The organism is Hydrogenoanaerobacterium saccharovorans, assembly GCF_003814745.1.
GTDB classification, from domain to species: domain Bacteria; phylum Bacillota; class Clostridia; order Oscillospirales; family Ruminococcaceae; genus Hydrogenoanaerobacterium; species Hydrogenoanaerobacterium saccharovorans.
The window spans coordinates 428,571-449,985 of sequence record NZ_RKRD01000001.1 but is presented as its reverse complement, the minus strand read 5'-3'; the positions used below and the strand labels follow the sequence as shown (position 1 = coordinate 449,985).

General features: G+C 43.4%; 21 protein-coding genes. 12 read left to right on the top strand and 9 right to left on the bottom strand.

Features of this window, described 5'->3' with window-relative positions; genetic code table 11:
- Positions 1 to 36: 36 nt before the first annotated feature.
- Both EDD70_RS02090 and gap read right to left on the bottom strand, forming a co-directional pair.
- Positions 37 to 744 carry a DUF421 domain-containing protein gene (locus EDD70_RS02090; RefSeq protein WP_092753484.1) on the bottom strand — a complete coding sequence of 236 codons (708 nt, stop codon included), beginning with the start codon at positions 742 to 744 and terminating at the stop codon, positions 37 to 39.
- A 259-nt stretch (positions 745 to 1,003) separates the two neighbouring features.
- The gene (gene gap / locus EDD70_RS02085) at positions 1,004 to 2,005 is read right to left on the bottom strand and encodes a type I glyceraldehyde-3-phosphate dehydrogenase (protein ID WP_092753486.1); all 1,002 of its coding nucleotides are present in this window, start codon (positions 2,003 to 2,005) and stop codon (positions 1,004 to 1,006) included.
- 270 nt (positions 2,006 to 2,275) lie between these two features.
- On the opposite strand from gap, the gene EDD70_RS02080 reads away from it, so the two are divergent.
- Positions 2,276 to 3,418, top strand: a complete 1,143-nt coding sequence (locus EDD70_RS02080; protein WP_092753488.1) for a sensor histidine kinase — start codon at positions 2,276 to 2,278, stop codon at positions 3,416 to 3,418.
- Between the two features lie 43 nt (positions 3,419 to 3,461).
- Here the strand turns inward: EDD70_RS02080 and EDD70_RS02075 are convergent, their stop codons facing one another.
- Positions 3,462 to 4,292 carry a hypothetical protein gene (locus tag EDD70_RS02075; RefSeq protein ID WP_092753490.1) on the bottom strand — a complete coding sequence of 277 codons (831 nt, stop codon included), beginning with the start codon at positions 4,290 to 4,292 and terminating at the stop codon, positions 3,462 to 3,464.
- Positions 4,293 to 4,382: 90 nt separating this feature from the next.
- Positions 4,383 to 5,765 carry a citrate/2-methylcitrate synthase gene (locus EDD70_RS02070; RefSeq protein WP_092753492.1) on the bottom strand — a complete coding sequence of 461 codons (1,383 nt, stop codon included), beginning with the start codon at positions 5,763 to 5,765 and terminating at the stop codon, positions 4,383 to 4,385.
- A 280-nt stretch (positions 5,766 to 6,045) separates the two neighbouring features.
- On the opposite strand from EDD70_RS02070, the gene spoIID reads away from it, so the two are divergent.
- A complete protein-coding gene (gene spoIID, locus EDD70_RS02065) occupies positions 6,046 to 7,110 on the top strand; it encodes a stage II sporulation protein D (RefSeq protein ID WP_092753494.1) in 1,065 nt (354 codons plus the stop codon).
- Between the two features lie 39 nt (positions 7,111 to 7,149).
- Here the strand turns inward: spoIID and EDD70_RS15120 are convergent, their stop codons facing one another.
- Positions 7,150 to 7,620: a DeoR/GlpR family DNA-binding transcription regulator gene (locus EDD70_RS15120; protein ID WP_243116506.1), complete on the bottom strand. Its 471-nt coding sequence runs from the start codon at positions 7,618 to 7,620 to the stop codon at positions 7,150 to 7,152.
- Complete coding sequence (locus EDD70_RS15115) at positions 7,568 to 7,930, bottom strand: DeoR family transcriptional regulator (RefSeq protein ID WP_243116505.1); 363 nt, start codon at positions 7,928 to 7,930, stop codon at positions 7,568 to 7,570. Before EDD70_RS15115 ends, EDD70_RS15120 begins: the two co-directional genes overlap by 53 nt.
- Before the next feature lie 252 nt (positions 7,931 to 8,182).
- Here EDD70_RS15115 and deoC point away from each other — a divergent pair, with 252 nt between their 5' ends.
- The 9 genes from deoC to EDD70_RS02015 all read left to right on the top strand — a co-directional run bounded on the left by deoC (position 8,183) and on the right by EDD70_RS02015 (position 17,774).
- Positions 8,183 to 8,848, top strand: a complete 666-nt coding sequence (gene deoC / locus EDD70_RS02055) for a deoxyribose-phosphate aldolase (RefSeq protein WP_092753498.1) — start codon at positions 8,183 to 8,185, stop codon at positions 8,846 to 8,848.
- A gap of 28 nt (positions 8,849 to 8,876) precedes the next feature.
- Positions 8,877 to 9,587, top strand: a complete 711-nt coding sequence (deoD, locus tag EDD70_RS02050; protein ID WP_092753499.1) for a purine-nucleoside phosphorylase — start codon at positions 8,877 to 8,879, stop codon at positions 9,585 to 9,587.
- A 52-nt stretch (positions 9,588 to 9,639) separates the two neighbouring features.
- Positions 9,640 to 10,809 carry a phosphopentomutase gene (locus EDD70_RS02045; protein ID WP_092753501.1) on the top strand — a complete coding sequence of 390 codons (1,170 nt, stop codon included), beginning with the start codon at positions 9,640 to 9,642 and terminating at the stop codon, positions 10,807 to 10,809.
- A gap of 17 nt (positions 10,810 to 10,826) precedes the next feature.
- Positions 10,827 to 11,261 carry a cytidine deaminase gene (gene cdd, locus EDD70_RS02040; protein ID WP_092753503.1) on the top strand — a complete coding sequence of 145 codons (435 nt, stop codon included), beginning with the start codon at positions 10,827 to 10,829 and terminating at the stop codon, positions 11,259 to 11,261.
- 51 nt (positions 11,262 to 11,312) lie between these two features.
- Positions 11,313 to 12,458: a BMP family lipoprotein gene (locus tag EDD70_RS02035; protein ID WP_092753505.1), complete on the top strand. Its 1,146-nt coding sequence runs from the start codon at positions 11,313 to 11,315 to the stop codon at positions 12,456 to 12,458.
- A 243-nt stretch (positions 12,459 to 12,701) separates the two neighbouring features.
- Entirely contained in the window at positions 12,702 to 14,228 is a 1,527-nt protein-coding gene (locus EDD70_RS02030) for an ABC transporter ATP-binding protein (RefSeq protein ID WP_092753507.1), read from the top strand.
- Entirely contained in the window at positions 14,225 to 15,418 is a 1,194-nt protein-coding gene (locus EDD70_RS02025) for an ABC transporter permease (protein ID WP_341465117.1), read from the top strand. The genes EDD70_RS02030 and EDD70_RS02025 overlap by 4 nt, the downstream gene beginning before the upstream one ends.
- The gene (locus tag EDD70_RS02020) at positions 15,418 to 16,371 is read left to right on the top strand and encodes an ABC transporter permease (RefSeq protein ID WP_092753509.1); all 954 of its coding nucleotides are present in this window, start codon (positions 15,418 to 15,420) and stop codon (positions 16,369 to 16,371) included. The genes EDD70_RS02025 and EDD70_RS02020 overlap by 1 nt, the downstream gene beginning before the upstream one ends.
- 80 nt (positions 16,372 to 16,451) lie before the next feature.
- Positions 16,452 to 17,774 carry a pyrimidine-nucleoside phosphorylase gene (locus EDD70_RS02015; protein ID WP_092753511.1) on the top strand — a complete coding sequence of 441 codons (1,323 nt, stop codon included), beginning with the start codon at positions 16,452 to 16,454 and terminating at the stop codon, positions 17,772 to 17,774.
- 67 nt (positions 17,775 to 17,841) lie between these two features.
- Here the strand turns inward: EDD70_RS02015 and catA are convergent, their stop codons facing one another.
- The 3 genes from catA to EDD70_RS02000 all read right to left on the bottom strand — a co-directional run bounded on the left by catA (position 17,842) and on the right by EDD70_RS02000 (position 20,086).
- Complete coding sequence (gene catA / locus EDD70_RS02010) at positions 17,842 to 18,501, bottom strand: type A chloramphenicol O-acetyltransferase (protein ID WP_092753513.1); 660 nt, start codon at positions 18,499 to 18,501, stop codon at positions 17,842 to 17,844.
- Positions 18,502 to 18,590: 89 nt separating this feature from the next.
- Positions 18,591 to 19,184, bottom strand: coding sequence for a GNAT family N-acetyltransferase (locus EDD70_RS02005; RefSeq protein ID WP_092753515.1), 594 nt, complete (start codon positions 19,182 to 19,184; stop codon positions 18,591 to 18,593).
- 26 nt (positions 19,185 to 19,210) lie between these two features.
- Positions 19,211 to 20,086: a helix-turn-helix domain-containing protein gene (locus EDD70_RS02000; protein ID WP_162840856.1), complete on the bottom strand. Its 876-nt coding sequence runs from the start codon at positions 20,084 to 20,086 to the stop codon at positions 19,211 to 19,213.
- A gap of 147 nt (positions 20,087 to 20,233) precedes the next feature.
- Between EDD70_RS02000 and EDD70_RS01995 the strand changes: the two genes are divergently transcribed.
- Entirely contained in the window at positions 20,234 to 21,346 is a 1,113-nt protein-coding gene (locus tag EDD70_RS01995) for an ABC transporter ATP-binding protein (RefSeq protein WP_092753519.1), read from the top strand.
- The last annotated feature ends 69 nt before the right edge of the window (positions 21,347 to 21,415 follow it).

Sequence of the window (21,415 nt, the reverse complement as noted above, 5' to 3'; positions counted from 1 at the left end):
TTTTTACATTTACCCAACTATCCCTTGTATTTTTTGTTACTCAAACATATCCCTTGTCATGGGCTTTTCTATTTTTATATAAACACTCAGATTGTTTTCATAGTCGCAGGTTGCGAGAAATACATCTTTTATTTTAGATATCTTCTGCATTTCCAGCTGTTTCTTCAGCCATTGCATGTTGTTACCGGTAAATTTAAGGTTATCTTGCAGAACTTTTCCGTCAAGAATTACATTAACCACAGGTTTCTCTTGCAAAGGGAACAAATTCATATCGCCGGGGGTTACAGGCCTTTTGGCTGCCAACGGTAAAAAGCTGATTTTTCCATTTGGCTCTAAAATAGCTGTTTGAATGTCCGAAAGGTTAAAGTATCCGCTGTTTCGGCATTGGGTTAAAAATTCCGTTACATCCAGCTTTGCTTTTTTTAAATTACTTTTATAAATTTTACCCTCATTAAACAAAACCAATGTTTCACCTGTCAATATCCTGCGCAGTTTAATCGATTTGCTTGTTGCGAAAGAAAATAAAACAGAAAGGAGAGCATATACAATCATTGCGGTAAGCGGTTTTATAAAATCATCCTCAAGTGAAGTTGCCATTTCTGCTGCAATTGAACCAATAGTGATTCCGTTGATATAATCAAACATGCTTAATTGTGACATTTGACGGTTACCCATAATTTTAGTCAGAATAAAAAGAGCAATAATAGAGCCCAATGAACTAAGTAAAACATGCAGCCATTCCATAAACAGTATCCTTTCCGGTTACTTGGTAAGATAAGATCGTCCTCTCACCTATGTTGTACCAAAAACCATTTTTTATAACTTTTACTATTATAAATGCACTGCAATTTTATAACAAACACACTTTAAAACATGAAATTTTTCCACAATATTATTTTAACTTGTTAAATAAAAACGCACTTGATTCTGAATAAATTACTCAAAATCAGGTGCGTTTATTAAATAATTTTACTACTTGGTTCGTTTAAACCGAAGTTAAAATTTATTTGTTTTTGTCCATGTGCTGGATGAGCATAAGGACTTTGTTGGAATAACCCCACTCGTTGTCATACCAGGAAACCAGTTTGACAAATTTATCAGTAAGAGCGATACCAGCTTTAGCATCAAAGATAGAGGTGTGCTCGTCGTGGATGAAGTCGGAGGAAACAACAGCATCCTCGGTGTAACCAAGAATACCTTTCATTGCGCCCTCCGATGCAGCTTTAATCTCAGCACAAATCTCATCGTAGCTTGCAGATTTAGCAAGGTTTACAGTCAAGTCAACAACCGAAACGTCCAAAGTAGGAACACGGAAGGACATACCTGTGAGTTTGCCGTTCAGCTCTGGGATAACTTTACCAACCGCTTTTGCAGCACCGGTAGAAGAAGGAATGATGTTGCCGGAAGCAGCACGTCCGCCTCTCCAGTCTTTCTTGGAAGGACCATCGACCGTTTTCTGGGTACCGGTGGTGGAGTGAACTGTGGTCATCAAACCATCAACAATGCCAAACTTGTCATTGATAACTTTAGCTAAAGGAGCCAAGCAGTTTGTTGTGCAAGATGCATTGGAAACAATGTCCATATCTTTGGTGTATTTGTCTTGGTTAACACCCATAACAAACATCGGTGCATCTTTAGAAGGTGCAGAGATAACAACTTTTTTAGCGCCTGCTTTGATATGAGCCTGAGCAGCTTCCATTGTGGTGAAAACACCGGTGGATTCTACAACATACTCAGCACCGCAATTACCCCAAGGGATGTTTGCAGGATCTTTTTCTGCAAAGAATTTGATTTCTTTACCGTTTACAACGATAGCATCTTCGGTGTATTTAATATCACCTTTGTACTGACCATGAACTGTGTCATAGCGCAGCATATATGCGCAGTAATCAGGTGTCATGAAAGGATCGTTGATTCCAACGAACTCAATTTCCGGATTATCCAAACCGGCACGGAAAACCAGTCTACCAATACGACCAAAACCATTAATACCAACTTTTATCATGGGGAAACCTCCTAAATTTATAATCTAATATTATTCTATCTCAAACAGACAAAAATGACAAGCACTTTGTGATAATATTAACCATAAAATTATATTTTTGTACACTTGTTTAAAATCCTATATTTATTTGCCCTGTTTCTAATAAATATTGTTTACTTCACATGGAAATTTATATATAATGTAATGTGGAAGAAAAGAGTTTAACCGATACAAATGCCAAAATCGTTATAACCTTTTTCTTGATATCAGGGTTGAAAGGTGATATATGCTATGAAGGGTGGCTCATGGTGGGGTAACTCCTATATCAAAAGTTTTGAAGATGCGGCAATCCCCGTCATTCTTGTCGATCAAGGCTTTACTTATCAATGGGCAAACAAAGCTGCTAAAGCTCTTTTCCCTAATCAAGCTATCAACGAAGTGGTTAACCAATTTATTTTTTCGCAAAACTTTTCGACAATTTTCGACCAACTTACCCAAAAATCTACAGTTCAAGTAGCAGCAAAATGCACATTGCAAAATGATTATGATTTTCAGCTTTCCCCTGTTTTTGACAAAGAGAACCTCATTGGCTGTGTTGTTAAACTGTGCAAGTTTGCTATTTGTAATCATCCGCTGCAGCTTGAAGGTATTGACCGAATACTTGCTACTTTTACACACCAAACGCGAAATCCTCTTTCCACCATCTTCGCAGCATTATCGGGTATTACCCGCTGTAATGATGAGCTTGAGGACCCCGCAATCCGCGAATATGTCAATAAAATCTCTACACAATGTTATCGTCTGTTGCGCAGCAGCGCCAACATCTCTGAGGTTAATCGGTATCAGCACGGGTTATCCACATTTTCTCCGAAAAAGCAGGATTTATGCCTGTTTTTGGAGCAGCTTTGCCGAATTGTTTCGGTAATGATTGAAAGCATCGGCATTCGGTTCCGTTATTCTGTCCCGGGGGAACCAGTGATTACAATGTTTGACCCTGAGAAAATTTCAACCGTCGTGCTCAATCTCATCTCCAACGCTGCAAAATTTATCGGCGAACAAGGAGAAATTCTGGTTACTTTGGGGTTAGATAACGGTCAAGCTTCCATATCGGTAAAAGACAATGGTTTGGGTATTAATGATAAAATTTTACAGCGCGTTTTTGAAACCTATTTTAGTTACGACCCCCGCTCTGCGGGCATTTGCGGTGACGGGCTGGGGCTCACAATCAGTAAAATGATTGTGCTGGAGCATGGAGGTTCGATTGCGGTAAATTCACATGAGGGAGTTGGTACCAAGGTAGTATTTACGGTGCCGATAAAACCCGATGAATCCACTCAATTAACCATCAGCGATGTTGCAAATGAGTATCTGTGCGACCGATTTTCAAATATGTTTGTTATTTTGTCCGACGTGTGCAAAACACCGGATTTCTGACGATAAAAAAGGGAGTGTAAATACACTCCCTTTTTATTTTATATCAATGTGTTACCTTTCTGGTAAAAACAATGCAATACAGCATTAAGAAGATATCGTAAACAATCACGGTGGTTTGCGCCGGCTCAAACTCCAGTCTGCCTATAAGGATACCAAAAAGTTCAGGCAACAGCAAAATAAGCGCAGTGAGTGCGAATGCATAGCCCGAAAACTGCAGCAACCGGTACCCTTTGTTTAAATTCAACTGGGTTATTACGCGTGCATGCGCCATCATAAACAAAATACCAAATACCAGCATCACCATCTCAAGCATATCATCCGAAATCGTTATGGGCGAAGTATGCTTTGTAAAGCGTTCAATAAGCATCAGGCATTGGTACAATACCGTTATTGCCAAAACGATAGAACTGGGATACCCTTTGAGCGAATGAGTACCCATATTTACCGCCAAAACAATCATCACAATACCTGTAACTACCGAAACCAGCACCGTTATCGAATTCAGTAGTAAATCCATCGTCTTGAATTGTTCGCCGCTTTTAATCTGGTTGAACAGCTCATATCCGTCGGTCAACGCTTTTGCCTCAATCGCCATACCAAATATTGTTGCTAACGGGCTGATGGTTTTCAGCGGAGGAAGAAGCTTTTTTTCGTAATTTTCTTTGTCGGAATAAGAAAAAAACAGCAAAGCCAAACAAAAAACTGCATATACAATGGCAAAAGCCGAGTTGAGAACACTGTGTGTATTATAAAAACCCGTTTGCGGGTCAATAAAATCCAGTTTTAAAATCATGCGAAAACATACCAAAACCACTGCTGCCAGTATAAAGATAAGATAAGATGCTTTTGTGCGCTTTTGTTGAGATTGATTCATCCTAGTCCTCCAATACAAAATAAAGGAGTACAGCCAAATGGGTGTACTCCTTTATAGTAACGATATTTCATTTAAATTGCAAGTATCCAGTTATCTTTCGTTAAGAGGAATATATTCGCAGTCTTTCGAAACAGCTTTGTATGCCGGACGAATAATTCTGCCGCCTGTAATAAGCTCTTCAACACGGTGTGCACACCAACCACCAATGCGAGAGCTGGCAAACAACGGGGTATAAAGCTCGGGCGGAATGCGCAGCATTTTGTAAACCATACCGGAGTAAAGGTCGACATTCGCACAGATAATTTTCTTTTCTCCCTTGACAGCAGATAAAACCTGCGGTGCGAGCCTTTCTACACTGTCCAGCAGCATAAACTCATCGATAAACTCGGTGTTTTGGGCAAGCTTGAGTGCATTTTCTTTTAAGATTCTTGCTCTCGGGTCGCTCTTGGTATAAACAGCATGCCCCATACCATATATTTTACCTGATAAATCGCCGCATTCTTTGCGTATCAGTTTGGCTAAATATTCGGCAACTTCATCGTCGTTTTTCCAATCTTTTACGTTTTCTTTGATGCAATCCATCATATGCATCACTTTTGCATTTGCCCCGCCATGCAAAGGGCCTTTGAGTGAGCCGATGCCTGCTGCAATCGCAGAGTAGGTATCGGTACCCGATGAAGTAAGCACACGCGTAGCAAAAGTGGAGTTGTTACCGCCGCCATGCTCTGCATGTAAAATCATGCATTTATCCAACAACTTTGCTTCTTCTTCCGTAAAAGTTTTATCGGAACGCATGGTGTACAAAATAGTTTGTGCAATGGAGTGGTGCGCCTTAGGCGGATGGAAATACATACTTTTATGGTCGTAAAAGCGGCGTTTTACCTGATAAGCACTTACCATAATGGTGGGCATTCTCGCAATCAGCTCCACCGACTGGCGCAGTACGTTTTCAAGTGAGCAATCATCGGCATCTTCGTCGTATGAATACAAAGCAAGCACAGAACGTGCCAGCTTATTCATAATGTTTGGCGAGGGTGCTTTTAAAATCATATCTTCGGTAAAAGTATCGGGCAGCTCGCGCATGTGGGCAAGCAGGCTGGTAAAATCGGCAAGCTGTGTTTTGGTAGGCAGGTTGCCAAACAGCAACAGCCAAACAGCTTCTTCATATCCATACCGATCTTCTTTTTCACAGCCCTCAATCAGTTTTTCCACGTTGATACCGCGGTAAATCAATTCACCGTCAATCGGTGCTTTTTCACCTTCATCCATCACATAACCATGCACATTACATATATTTGTAATGCCTGCCATAACACCGGTGCCGTCTGCATTACGCAAACCACGTTTTACACCATACCGATCAAAAGCTGAGGGATCGATGTGGTTATACTTGCGGTATTCATCGCATAGTATTTTAATGTCGGCACGCTCTTCTTCCGGGGCAACGCCGTACTTTACAGAACTAAAGGTCATAAAGTTCCCTCACTTTTCTAAAATAGATACAGCAAAAAAGCATTTTACCTGCCTTGCTGTGTAAAAAAATATTATTAATACTATAGCCCAGTAAAGCGCAGAAGTCAAGAAAAATTATATCGATTTTGAAAGATTTAAAAAAACTTAATTCATTTTAGCAATATTTTATACATTTTTTTCTTGATTAAAGGTGATTTGTTCGAAAAATATGAAAGATTTTATTTTTTGGTTTGCAAAAAATCAAAAGATATCAATATCCTGAACAGAAAGGTTGTTTAAGATGAAAATACCTATGATACTTATTTCTGTTTTTGCTGTGCTCACACTCTGCTTACCGCTGGTAGCGGTAGGCTCATCGCTGCCTGCTATTGAACCCGATAAAAAAACTACACAAACTGCGCCCAAGCAGCAATCTGCACAGGCGGTTACACAAACGGAGGCACCCCAAGTTGCACAAAAAAACAGTACAGAACTCGACACCATAGAAGCAGCGGATACCTTCCGCATTCTCAACCTTTCTACAGGCAAAGTGCAAAAGGTAAAGCGCATCGATTATGTACGCGGTGCAGTGTGTGCCGAAATGCCCCCCGCCTTTCACACACAGGCACTTACAGCGCAGGCGGTGGCAGCAAACACTTTTGCTGTTCGAAACAAAGCAGAGCAGGCAAAAAAACCTGACCCTAATCTAAAAGGCGCCGATTTTTCGGCAGACCCCGATCATTGGAAAGGATATGTCACCGAAGAACAGGCAAAAGAGCGTTTTGGGGATAAATTTGACGTTTATTGGGACAAGATTTGCAAAGCCGCGGATTTGGGCAGCACTTATGTGATGGTATACGATAACGAACCGATTGTGGCAGCCTATCACTCCATCAGTGCAGGGCAAACCGAATATGCAAGCAACGTGTGGCAGGGCAGCGCCCCTTACCTTGTGCCGGTAGAGAGCTTTGGCGATACCCTCGCCCCCAATTACGAAAGCACCGCCGAATTCACCGTACAGGAGGTGCAGGAAAAACTGCTCAAAGAAGACAGCAGCATCCAGTTTGGAAAAGACAAAAACGGGTGGCTTCGTATCGTGAGCCGCTCAGAATCAGGCTATGTACTCAGTGCAATGGCTGGCAATAAGCAGCTTACAGGCAAAGATATTCGGCGCATTTTCGACCTGCGCTCGTCTGATTTTGACCTAAAAGCAACGGGCAATACCTTTACTTTTACTGTGCGCGGGTACGGGCACGGTGTGGGGTTAAGCCAGTACGGTGCCGATTATATGGCACGGCAGGGGGCAACCTTTGACGAAATTTTGAACCATTACTACAGCGGCTGCGAACTAAAAATGGTAAAATAAAAACGGACGCCTAGGCGTCCGTTTTGTTTTGCAAAATTATCAAACCAAGTGCAGCGTAATCCCCATTGCAGTCAGCCTATGCTTCCACTCATCCGAAAGCCCGCTGTCCGTAACAATTGTATTGATTTGCGAAAGATCGCAAAAATAAGCGGAGCGTACCACATCAAATTTACTCGAGTCTGCCACCAATATTTTTTCTAAAGAAGATTTCAGTATTGCCCGCTTGGTAGGCACCTCATAATTCTCGATACAAGTTACGCCCAGCCCTTCATGGATGCCGGCGGCCGAAACAAATACTTTTTGTGCGCGCAACGAGCGGATAAAACTAATTCCCTCTGCACTCTCAAACATTTGTGTATTGGAATGATAATACCCGCCTGCAAACATCATTTTTACACCTGGGTTGCGCCTCAGCTCCATCAAAACGTTAATATTGTAACACAATACGGTAATATCCTTATTGGTTGGTAGGTGCGGAACAATACGTTCTGTCGTTGTTCCTGTATCCACAATGATAATATCGCCTTGCTCTAACCAGCGATGCTGCAAATTTACCAATACTGTCTTTTTGAGTGTCTTGTTTTTCTAACTCAGTGAAAAAATTGTACTCATTATCACTTTTTGTAACGGTATGCGCTGGGTTATAGACGGTTGTACCGTAAATATTTTCTGCAATACGGTTCTGCTCAAGTATTTTAAGGTCGCGGCGGATTGTCATTTCGGAGACACCCAGCATAGATGCCAATTCTTTGATTGATACAAAATTACGCACCTTTAATATTTCTACCAGCATATTCATACGCTGTGTTTTTTTGTTCATACGCATACCGCCACCTTAAAATGTAAAATTGAGTTGTGCTTTTTGTGATAACTCTAACATATTTTTGTTAAAATGTAAATAGCAGTGTCCATCTTTTGTTAGAAATGTAATTATTACAAAAATTATTACAAAGTTGTATGTTAAAAAGTGAAAATTGTAACAATATTTGGTTGACACTCCATATGAAATATGATAGCATACAATTAACACAAAAGTTGGTCATACTTATTATAAGTTTTATGGAGGGCGCATATGGAAAACAAACAGATTTATGGTCATATTGACCACACTCTTTTAAAGGCAGTTTCTACCTGGAAAGACATTCAGAAACTTTGTGACGAGGCAATTCAATATAAAACCGCATCTGTATGTGTTCCTCCGTCCTATATCGCCCGTATTCATCAAACCTATGGTGATAAAATCAATATATGCACCGTTATAGGCTTCCCATTAGGTTACAACACCACCGCAGTTAAGGTTGCAGAGGTAAAACAGGCAATTGCCGACGGCGCAAACGAAGTAGACATGGTTGTGAACCTTGGCGATGTTAAAAATGGCGAATTCGATAAAGTTACTGAAGAAATTGCAGCTTTGAAAAAAGCAGCAGGCAGTAAGGTACTGAAAGTGATTATTGAAACCTGCTACCTTACCGAAGAAGAAAAAATTGCACTTTGCAAGTGTGTTACCAACGGCGGTGCAGATTATATCAAAACCTCCACCGGTTTTGGTACAGCAGGCGCAACAGAAGCAGACGTTTTGCTCTTTAAAAAGCATATCGGCAAAAACGTAAAAATGAAAGCTGCCGGCGGCGTGAAAAGCAAAGCAGACCTTGAAATGTTTTTAAATGCAGGCTGCGAACGCATCGGCACAAGCTCTGCAATTTCAATACTCACCAAAGGCGAATCGGGTTCGTATTAAATAAACTAACAAAACGGAGGACAAAAATATGGCTAAAATCCCTACCCCGCACATTGATGCAAAAATGGGCGACATCGCCCAAACCGTATTAATGCCCGGCGACCCGCTGCGTGCAAAAGTTGTGGCTGACACCTTCTTGACAAATGTGGTAAAATATAACAATACACGTGGTATGCTGGGTTTTACCGGCGAGTACAACGGTAAACGTATTTCCGTCCAGGGCAGCGGTATGGGTATGCCCTCCATCGGTATTTATTCGTATGAATTGTACAACTTTTACGGTGTTGAAAACATCATCCGTATTGGTTCTGCAGGTGCTATCAATGATGATTTAAACATAGGCGACCTTGCTATCGGTATGGGCGCATGTACCAACTCTAACTTTGCAGCACAATACCAGCTGCCCGGCACGTTTGCACCCATTGCAAGCTACGAGCTGCTGAAAAAAGCAATTGAAAATGCTGAAAAGTACGGCTTAAATTATAAAGTAGGCAACATTCTTTCGAGCGATACTTTTTACGACGACCAGGAAGACTGCCTGCTGCGTTGGAAGAAGATGGGTGTGCTTGCGGTTGAAATGGAAGCCGCTGCATTGTATATGAATGCAGCAAGGGCGGGTAAAAACGCTTTGTGCATTCTTACAATATCCGATTGCCCGTTTAAAGGTTTAGCCACCACCGCAGAAGAGCGACAAAATTCGTTTACAAATATGATGAAAGTGGCATTAGACCTTGCATAGGAACAATTTTCTATTTATAATAGTTAAGCGCTAAGCCGAAGGGAATGATCGTATGACAAAAAGAGTTTTTATAATTGTACTGGACAGTGTTGGAATTGGTGAAATGCCGGACGCCGCAAATTACGGCGATGCAGGCAGCCATACTTTAAAAGCATGCTACGATACAGGGAAGCTGCATGTTCCCAATCTTCAAAAACTGGGGCTCTTTAACATAGAGGGCATTGGCTGCGGAGAAAAAGCTGCTGCACCGCTTGCTGCTTTTGCAAGAATGCGCGAGGCGTCTGCCGGTAAAGATACCACCATCGGGCACTGGGAGATTGCCGGCATTATTTCGCCCAAGCCTCTTCCTACTTATCCCAACGGTTTTCCCGCCGACGTCATGGATGAATTCGAGCGCAAAACGGGATGCAAAGCAATTTGCAACAAGCCTTACTCCGGCACACAGGTTTTGCTTGATTACGGCGAAGAACATGTAAAAACAGGTGATTTGATCGTATATACTTCGGCAGACAGCGTATTCCAGATTGCTGCACACGAGGATATTGTACCTGTAGAAAAACTGTATGAGTACTGCCAAATTGCACGAGACATGCTGGTTGGCGAGCACGGTGTGGGCAGGATTATTGCCCGTCCGTTTGTCGGCAGCTATCCCGATTACAAACGCACGTCCAACCGCCACGATTTTTCTTTGGCTCCCCCCGCACACACCTTTTTGGACAGTCTGCAAGACGCAGGGCTTGCAACGATTGGTGTCGGTAAAATCTACGATATTTTTGCAGGCAAAGGGATTTCATCTACACAGCGCACCACAAGCAACGACGATGGTATGGCAAAAACTTTGGCGCATGCCAAAGAGGATTTTACCGGACTTTGCTTTGTAAACCTGGTTGATTTTGATATGGTTTACGGCCACCGCAATAACGTGGAGGGATATACCGATGCACTGAACCGCTTTGATGTGCAATTGGGCGAGCTTTTACCGCTGATGTGCGACGATGATGTTTTAATGATTACCGCAGACCATGGCTGCGACCCGGTTACCCCCAGTACCGACCATTCCCGCGAGCACACTCCCCTTTTAGTTTACGGTAAACAAATCAAGGCAGGGACTGACCTTGGAACACGCAGCACGTTTGCCGACATTGGTGTAACTGCCGCAGATTTACTGGGTGTTAAAGCAAAAACCGATGGACAGTCGCTGGTACCCCTTATCACAAAATAAAATCAGGAGGACTCGGCATGGATGACAAGGCTTTGATTCGAGAAGCTTTTGAAGCGCGAAAAATGTCTTACTCACCTTACTCCGGCTATATGGTTGGTGCTGCATTGCTTGCAAAAAACGGTAAAGTTTACCGTGGCTGCAATATAGAAAGCTCCTCCTATACCCCTACCAACTGTGCAGAGCGCACAGCATTCTTTAAAGCAATTTCAGAAGGAGTGCACGGGTTTACGGCGATTGCTGTTGTGGGTGCACAACAAAATTCAAAACCAGAGGAGTTTGGTTTTGCCTATCCCTGCGGAGTGTGCCGCCAGGTGATGATGGAATTTTGCAATCCTGAAACATTCCGCATCCTTACCGCAAAAAGTGAAGATGATTACACCTCTTACACATTGCGCGAACTTTTGCCCAACGGTTTTGGCCCCGGCGATTTAAACAAAGAGGTTAATTATTAAGCCGCTCGGCTTTTTAATAAAAAACTGAAACGATTTTTAGGAGGAAAAAGTATGAAAAGAATACTGTCAATTGTTCTGGCAGCAGCCCTTGCACTTTCCATGGCAGCTTGCGGTTCTAAGGCTCCGTCTGAAACCGGTGCTCCATCCGAGTCCGAGTCAGCATCTGCAGAAACTCCGGCAGAAGAAGGCAAATTTGAACTTGCTCTCATCACCGATATCGGTACAATCGATGACAAATCTTTTAACCAAGGTTCTTGGGAAGGTTTGAAAAAGTATGCTGAGGAGAAAAATATTACTCATAAATACTACAAACCAACCGAAAAAAGCACCGATGCTTACCTGTCTGCAATCGATTTGGCTGTTAAGGGCGGCGCAAAAGTAATTGTTACCCCCGGCTTCTTGTTTGAAGAGCCTATCTTCATTGCACAGGATACTTACCCAGACGTAAAATTCATCCTCATCGACGGTAACCCACATAATGCCGATTACACTGAGTTCCGTACAGAGAAAAATGCCGTTGGCATTGTATACGCTGAAGAGCAGGCAGGTTACCTTGCAGGTTATGCAGCTGTAAAAGACGGTATGACCAAACTTGGTTTCTTGGGCGGCATGGCTGTTCCCGCTGTTGTTCGTTACGGTTACGGCTTTATTCAGGGCGCAGATGCAGCTGCAAAAGAGCTTGGCCTTGCTGATGGTTCTGTAAGTGTTAACTACCACTACACCGGCGGCTTTGATGCTACACCCGAGGCTCAGACATTGGCTGCTTCTTGGTACCAGGCAGGCACACAGGTTATCTTTGCTTGCGGCGGTGCAGTAGGCAACTCTGCAATGGCTGCAGCAGAGCAGGCAAAAGGCAAAGTAATTGGTGTTGACGTTGACCAATCTCCCGAATCCCCAACCGTTATTTCTTCTGCTATGAAAGGCCTTGGCGTATCTGTTTACGACACCATCAAGGCTTATTACGAAGACAAATTCCCAGGCGGGCAGGGGCTGGTATTCAGCGCTGCCAACAATGGTGTATCTCTGCCTATGGATACCTCCAAATTTGAGAAATTCACCAAAGAAGATTACGAAGCACTGTACAAAAAAATGGCTGCCGACGAAATCTCTATCGTAAAAGATACCGATAAAGATGGCAAAGAAGTGAAAGTTACCGATTTGAAAACTTCTGCTGTTAAAACTACGGTTGTAGAGTAATACAAACGCCTTGCAGTAAGTAAGATTTGCCCTATAGCTTTGGCTTAAAGCAACTCGCTTACCCGCTTGCGATTATATGGGAAGGGACTCCGCACAAAGGGCGTTGAGCTCCTTCCCATTTTTTCTTTTTTGAAAGGCAGCGGTTGCCGGCCGCGCCGTAGTTTTTCAAAAAAGCAAAACACCACGGAAACCGCTTAATTTATATCAAATACAAAATAAGTGAAAACAGCAGGGGTGACAAGTATGGATTATATTATCGAAATGGTGAACATCACCAAAGAGTTTCCCGGCATCATCGCAAACGACGATGTAACTCTGCAACTCAGAAAAGGGGAAATTCACGCATTGCTTGGCGAAAACGGTGCAGGAAAATCCACGCTGATGAGTGTACTGTTTGGTATGTATCAACCAGAAAAAGGTGTCATTAAGAAAAACGGGCAGGAGGTTAAAATCCATAACCCAAATGATGCCAACAAGCTGGGCATTGGGATGGTACACCAGCACTTCAAACTGGTACATAATTTCACCGTACTCGAAAACATTATTTTGGGTGTAGAAACCACCAAAAATGGCTTTTTAAAGATGGATAAAGCACGTGAAAAGGTAGTGGCTCTATCTGATCGATACGGCTTAAAGGTAGACCCCGATGCACTAATCTCCGACATCACAGTAGGTATGCAGCAGCGTGTGGAGATACTAAAAATGCTCTACCGCGATAACGAAATTTTGATCTTTGATGAACCGACAGCAGTGCTTACTCCGCAAGAAATCGAAGAGCTGATGAAGATTATGAAAGAGCTTACTCAAGAGGGCAAATCCATCTTGTTCATCACACACAAGCTGAACGAAATCAAAGCGGTTGCAGACCGTTGCACGGTACTTCGCAAAGGCAAATACATCGGCACTGTAAATGTTGCTGACACCAGCAAAGAGCAGATGTCTGAGATGATGGTTGGGCGTAAAGTCAATCTGCAAGTAGAAAAAAAGGATGTACGGCAAGGCGAAGTCATTTTTAAAACCCAAAATTTAAGCGTTAAGAACAAGCTGACGAGTAAAATGGTGGTAAACAATGTTTCACTCAATGTTCATGCGGGCGAGATTGTGTGTATTGCAGGCATCGACGGCAACGGGCAAAGTGAACTGGTGTATGCGCTAACCGGGCTGATTCATCCCGATTCCGGCACAATCGAGCTGAAAGGCAAAGACATTACTCAATCCACCATTCGTGAGCGCAACATAGGCGGAATCGGGCACATCCCCGAGGACCGACACAAGCATGGTTTGGTGCTGGATTACAATTTGGCGTACAATCTGGTACTGCAAAGCTATTTCACCCCGCAGTTTCAAAACCATGGTTTCCTAAAATACGACGAAATTTACAAATATGCCGATACATTAATTGATAAATTTGATATTCGAAGCGGACAGGGTACACGAACCATTACACGCAGTATGTCGGGCGGCAACCAGCAAAAGGCAATTGTTGCACGCGAAATCGACCGCGACCCCGACCTGCTGATTGCCGTACAGCCCACCCGCGGTTTGGACGTAGGTGCAATCGAATATATTCATAAAAAACTGGTTGCAGAGCGTGATGAGGGCAAGGGCATTTTGCTTGTTTCGTTAGAGTTGGATGAGGTAATGAACGTGAGCGACCGCATTCTTGTCATCTATGAGGGCGAAATCGTCGCAGAGCTTGATCCGAAAACGGTTACAGTTCAAGAGCTTGGTCTGTACATGGCCGGTTCGAAAAGAGGTGCAGACAAATGAGTAACAAAGAAAAAAATATAACAGCAAATATGAACAGGCGCTGGAGCAGCCAAATTTTTCATGTCGAAGGCTTTTCAAGTTTTGTATCCTCTTTGATGGCGATTGTTGTGGGCTTGCTGGTTGGTTTTATTGTTCTGCTTGTAAGTAATCCGTCGCAAGCGGTAGGCGGTTTTATGAAAATCATCATGGGCGGCTTTGTGGATATGAAAAACCTCGGGCAGGTTTTTTACTTTGCAACCCCCATCATCCTTACCGGTTTATCGGTTGGTTTTGCAAACAAAACAGGTTTATTTAATATCGGTGCATCCGGCCAGTTCATTATTGGTGCATACGCAGCGGTGTATGTCGGTGTTAAATGGACATTTTTACCCGGAGCATCCCACTGGATTGTGGCACTGCTTGCAGCCATGGTTGCCGGTGCACTGTGGGGGCTTCTGCCCGGTATCCTCAATGCATACTGCAACGTAAACGTGGTTATTTCGTGTATTATGATGAACTACATCGGTATGTACACCGTAAACTTTCTGGTTACCAAAACCATCTTCGATTCGCTCAAAAACCAGTCTAAACGTGTAGCTGCCAACGCTTTGCTGCCCAAATTGGGTATGGATCAACTTTTCAAGGCGGGCAACAGTTCGTCCAGCGTAAATGCAGGTATCTTTATTGCAATTATCGCCGGCATTGTTATCTATATTATTTTGGAGAAAACCAAATTTGGTTACGAGCTGAAAGCGTGCGGTTACAACCGTGAAGCAAGTAAATACGCAGGCATTAACGAAAAGCGAAACATCATGCTCTCTATGGTAATTGCAGGCGCTCTGTCGGCTTTGGGCGGCGCTTTGCTTTATCTTGCAGGCTCGGGCAAAGGCATTGAAGTGCTGGATGTATTGGCAGCCGAAGGCTTCAACGGTATCCCCGTGGCATTGCTTGGTCTGAACAACCCCATCGGTATCATCTTCTCGGGTATTTTTGTTGCTTACCTCAATGTGGGCGGGTTCAATATGCAGCTTTACGATTTTGTACCGCAGGTCATTGAAATTATCATTTCCGTTATCATCTACTTCAGTGCTTTTGCATTGGTGATTAAAGGTGTAATTCATTCATTTGCGAAAAGGAATGACGAACACGCAGCAAATGCAAATGCAGAATCTACAACGGTTAATGTAACCAAGAAAGGAGGAGAAGAATAATGGAGACTTTATACTTCTTAGTTCAGCAAACAATGTTCTTCTCAATTCCTCTGCTGATTGTGGCACTGGGCGGCATGTTCTCTGAACGCAGCGGTGTTGTTAATATCGCGCTGGAAGGTATTATGATTATGGGTGCGTTCACCAGTATTTTGTTTATCAACATATTTCAGGCAAAGATACCGGGGCAGCCCATCCTTCTTATTGCTATATTGATTGCAGCGTTAACCGGTATTATCATTTCTTTAGCGCATGCTTATGCAGCCATTAACATGAAGGCAGACCAAGTCATCAGCGGCACTGCAATCAACATGTTCGCCCCTGCATTTGCTATTTATGTTGCGCGTATGATCCGCACCGTACAGCAAATTCCGTTTGTTAACGAATTCCGCATCGAAAGTGTCCCCGTATTGGGCAATATCCCCGTGATTGGCGACCTTTTCTTTAAAAACACTTACATAACCACTTATATTGGGTTTGCTATACTGGTGGTATCTTGGATCGTATTGTACAAGACCAAATTTGGTCTTCGTCTGCGCTCCTGCGGCGAGCATCCTCAGGCTGCCGATTCGGTGGGTATCAACGTATATAAAATGCGTTACGTCGGTGTTATGATTTCGGGTGCATTGGCGGGTGTGGGCGGTTTGGTATTCGTTATCCCCACCTCCACCAACTTTAACGCAACCGTTTCGGGTTACGGATTTCTTGCACTGGCAGTGCTCATATTCGGGCAGTGGAAACCATCCCGTATCCTTATGGCTGCATTCTTCTTCGGTTTGATGAAAACAATCGCATCGGCGTATTCGGGTATTCCGTTTTTGGCATCGTTGGGCATCCCCAACGATATCTATAAAATGATACCGTACATTGCCACATTGATTGTTTTGGCTTTCACATCCAAAAATTCTATGGCTCCCAAAGCTTCGGGTATCCCCTACGATAAGGGCAGCAGATAACACGAATGCTTTAACCGCGAATAAAGGCACGGCTTGCCGTGCCTTTTTCATTCTAGCTACATTATAAGGAGGTTTTTACTATGCGCATGTACGACATTATCATGGACAAACGAAACGGCTCTGTTCTCACAGATGAACAAATCAAGTTTGTGGTAGATGGCTTTACCGGCGGTAGCATCCCCGATTATCAGGTATCCGCACTGCTGATGGCTATTTACTTTAAGGGTATGAACGCACACGAAACGGCCTATCTCACCGACTGCATGGCACACTCGGGTGATATGATTGATCTCTCGCCCATCCCCGGTATTAAGGTAGATAAGCACAGCACCGGCGGAGTAGGAGATAAAACCTCGCTGGTAATCGGCCCCATTGTAGCTGCTTGCGGTGTACCGGTAGCAAAAATGTCTGGCCGCGGCTTGGGCCATACCGGCGGCACCATCGACAAACTGGAGTCCATCCCCGGTTTTCAAACATCCATTGAAAAAGAGCGTTTTTTCGATATTGTCCGCGAGATTGGTCTTTCCATCATCGGGCAGACAGGCAACATTGCCCCTGCCGATAAAAAGCTGTATGCACTGCGAGACGTTACCGCAACAGTCGATAATATTTCACTGATTGCATCCTCTATTATGAGCAAAAAACTCGCAGCAGGCAGCGATGCCATCCTGCTGGATGTAAAAACAGGCAGCGGTGCTTTTATGAAGACGCTGGATGCTTCAATAGAGCTTGCACAGGCAATGGTTTCTATCGGCGAGCACATGGGGCGCAAAACAGTTGCTCTTATTACCGATATGGATATTCCTCTGGGGCATGCAATCGGCAACTCACTGGAGGTAATTGAGGCTGTGCATACTTTGCAAGGGCACGGGCCGGCAGATTTTACCGAGGTTTGTTTGCAGCTGGCAAGCAACATGCTCTATCTTGCAGGCAAAGGTGAACTTTCGCAGTGCCGTAAATTAGCCGAAGATGCCATTGCAAGCGGCCACGCACTGGAAAAGCTAAAAGCAATGGCAGACGCACAAGGCGGCGATGTATCGGTGCTCGAGGATACCGAAAAGTTTGCCAAAGCACCACTCACCCACAAGGTGCTCTCCCCCGCCGATGGTTATATATCACATATGGATACTGAGCATTGCGGCATTGCATCGGTTGTTTTGGGTGCCGGCAGAGCCAGCAAAGGTGACCCCATTGATTACAGCGCAGGCATTCTTCTGTTGAAAAAGGTAGGCGAACAGGTAAAAAAAGGCAATGTGCTTGCAGAACTGTTCACCTCTCAAGTAAATTCGATTGCCGAAGCCGAACGGATGCTGCTGCAGGCAATAACCATTTCAGATACAAAACCACCAGAAGAAAAACTTGTTTACGCACGAGTTACCATGGATAGTGTAGAAAAATTTTAAGCAATACGATAAAACGGGAGAAAGCGAACATTCGCTTTCTCCCGTTTTTTGTTGAATCAAATTACAATTACTCTATAATAAGCCATTGCCTGCATTGCGTAGCTTGTTCTTGCAGTTCGTCCATAAAAACGCTGGCATGGTATCCATCGCATACAGCGTGGTGTACCTGTAACGAAACCGGCAACAATGTTCTACCTTCCTGCTCAAAATATTTCCCACCTGTTATAATAGGCAACAAGTACATACCGTCGGCAAAAATGTTCAAATTAAACGACGTAAAGTTTGCCCATGGTATGCAAGAAACCGGGAATGTATTCGGTGGAACATTTTTTCTTGCCACAATATCTTTTACATTACCGTATTTTTGCATGTTTTCAAGATAGCATGAGTAAAACGCAGCAAAATTTTCGCAGTTTTCTATCCATAGATTAGAGAACGTCTTGTCATCGTTATGAAAAAAAGTAAAACAGGGCATCATGCTTTGCCAATAGCCAACGTTCCCCTGTTCATCAAAGCAAGTGCGAAATTCTTGATGAGCATTTACAACCTTGGTTACCATATAAAGAAAAGTGGGATAAAACTTAATATCCTTAGTATGGAGTTCTAAAAGTAAATCCGTAATATCAATATTTACTGTCATGCTGAAGGTACATCTTATATTATTTATAAAATGCTCATAATACGGTTTTCTAGCCCAATTTTCTATGTCTATTTTATTAAAATTCATAAGTAGCCTCCTAAAATTTTGTTCTTTTTATTTTTTAGGAGGCTATTTGCGTGTTATCACCATAAAATTCATCCTCTCAATATAATTTACTAAATTAGCCGTTGTTCCGCCTGCATTAGGATTTGCTGTATTGTTTGAGACTCCAATTCGCTGATGGGTTTGACTGGCTGCGGATCATTTTGATGGCTCATCAGTGCTTTTTCCAGCCAAATTACATCTCGCCACATGCCCAACTTATAACCTGCCTTACGGAATACGCCTATCTTATCAAACCCGTAGGTGCTGTGAAAGCGTATGCTGCGCTCGTTAGGGTAAGTGATACAGGCATAAGCGTTATGTACACCCTGCAGTTGAAGCAAACTCAGCAGTGCGTCGTACAATGCCGTTGCAATGCCTTTTCCTTGCGCGTTGGGGTGCAGGTAGATAGAGGTTTCCACATCCCATTGGTAAGCTGCACGTGTACGGTACGGCGAGGCATAGGCGTATCCTACAGGTATACCTTGGTTTTCGCACACCAAATAAGGGTATATTTTTAAAACAGATGCAATACGCCCCTGGAACTCTGCCAAAGACGGCACTTCGTATTCAAATGTTATGGCGGTATCGGTAACGTACGGGGCATAGATTTGCAGCAATTGCTTTGCATCAGCGGTATTTGCGAGGCGAAGGCGGTATTCACTCATATTTATATACTCCTTTGTGCGGATGTCTATAGATAAAACATCTGCTCCAGTTTATCAACATCACCGTTGGGGCGGCGGTGCGCCGTGCTTTGTGCGTACTCGGTGGGCGTCATACCGAATGCCTTTTTAAACACCTTGCAAAAATAGTTTGCGCCTGCAAAACCGACCATATCTGCTACCGTTTCGAGCGTATATTTACCGGTTTGCAGCAGCAGCTTGGCATTCTCCAGCCGAACTTCCGAAAGATATCTGCCCGGAGGTGTACCGATATACTCTGAAAACTCACGAATCAGGTGGTGTTTGGATACGCCCAAGCGATCCGCCAATTCTTCAATGCCCGAAAGATAAGCGTATTGCGTGCGAATCAACTCCACAGCTTGGTCTACCAGCAGTGGAATTTTAATTGATTCTTCTTTGTCTGCAAGCGCACTAATCTCCATAAGCAACGCAAATGCCTTTTCGCATCCCCAATATCCATCTACCGCTGCACCCAGTTCGATGCTGTTGTATATGCGCCTCAACATCCCCGCTACAGAATTGTGAAGATTGATGTGAAACTGTACCCCCAAACGCTCGGTAACTGCCGTGAGGTACCGTTGTGTTAAATCACCGCCTAACAAGGCACAGCTGAAACAAAGCTCGCTTGTATACCCCAGTTTTTTGTCAAGGGGTACAATGAGCAAATCGCCTTGTTTTACGGTGTATATTTGGCTGCCGGCGGTCACCTTGCCTTTCCCTGTAGATACAGCGAGCACCAACCACCCGCTATCCGAAAAAACATGATTGATTTGTTTCTCATATACAGCATCACCTGCATGGTTGTCTGCCATCCCTGTTAGGTATAAAACAACGTCCCGCGCCACACCGGCAGGCGGAAAAGGCAATTTTAAAAAAGAGGTCACTATATTACACCTCATATCAATATATTACCATTGTATTGATGTATTGAACAAGTTACAATAGATTTATAAGGATTATCACCATTATACAGGCTTTTTTTACAAAACACAACAGGTCAATAAATTACAATGAAAGAAGTAGGTGTAACTATGGCAAGTATTAGTTTAAAAAACATTTTTAAAATTTACCCCGGTGATGTAACCGCTGTAAATGATTTTAATCTCGAGATTGAAGACAAAGAGTTTGTCATCCTTGTTGGTCCTTCGGGCTGCGGTAAATCCACCACATTACGTATGATTGCGGGCCTTGAAGAGATTACAAAGGGCGAACTGTACATTGGCGACAAACTGGTGAACGACGTTGCCCCTAAAGACCGTGACATCGCTATGGTGTTCCAAAACTATGCACTTTATCCGCATATGACCGTATTTAAGAATATGGCTTTCGGTTTGGAACTGCGTAAAGTTCCTAAAGATGAGATTAAAACAAAAGTGGAAGAAGCGGCAAGAATTTTGGATATTGAGCACCTGCTCAACCGTAAACCAAAAGCTCTTTCGGGCGGTCAGCGCCAGCGTGTTGCTTTGGGACGTGCAATGGTTCGTGACCCGGCAGTGTTCTTGCTTGACGAGCCTCTGTCAAACCTTGACGCAAAACTGCGTACCGCTATGAGAACCGAAATTACCAAGCTGCATAAGAGACTGGGTACCACTTTTGTTTACGTTACCCATGACCAAACCGAGGCTATGACAATGGGTGACCGTATTGTTGTTATGAAAGACGGCTTTATACAGCAGGTAGATACCCCTCAAAACCTCTACGACAAACCCTGCAATATCTTTGTAGCGGGCTTTATCGGCTCTCCGCAAATGAACTTTATCGATGCTGTTCTCACCAAAAAAGACAACGGCTATTTTGCAGAATTTGAGGGTTATTCCATTGCTATCCCCAAAGGCAAAGCAGAACCAAAAGAGCTTGATAAATATATCAACAAACAAATCGTTTTAGGTATCCGCCCTGAAAATATTCACGATGAGCCTGTATTTGTTGAAAGTGCAGAACACAGCGTGGTAGAGGCAAAAGTTGACATTGCCGAAATGATGGGCTCTGAGATTTATTTGTACCTTGATTGTGCCGGCAAAAAGCTGACTGCTAAAGTGCCCTCTCGCTCTACTGCTAAATCGGATGATGTGCTCAAGATTGCATTTGATAACAACAAACTGCATATGTTCGATAAAGAAACTGAGCAAGTTATCTTTAACTAGTCTTATCAAATTACAAAGCGCTCTGCAATAACGGCAGAGCGCTTTTCATGCTGATACAACCATATTGTT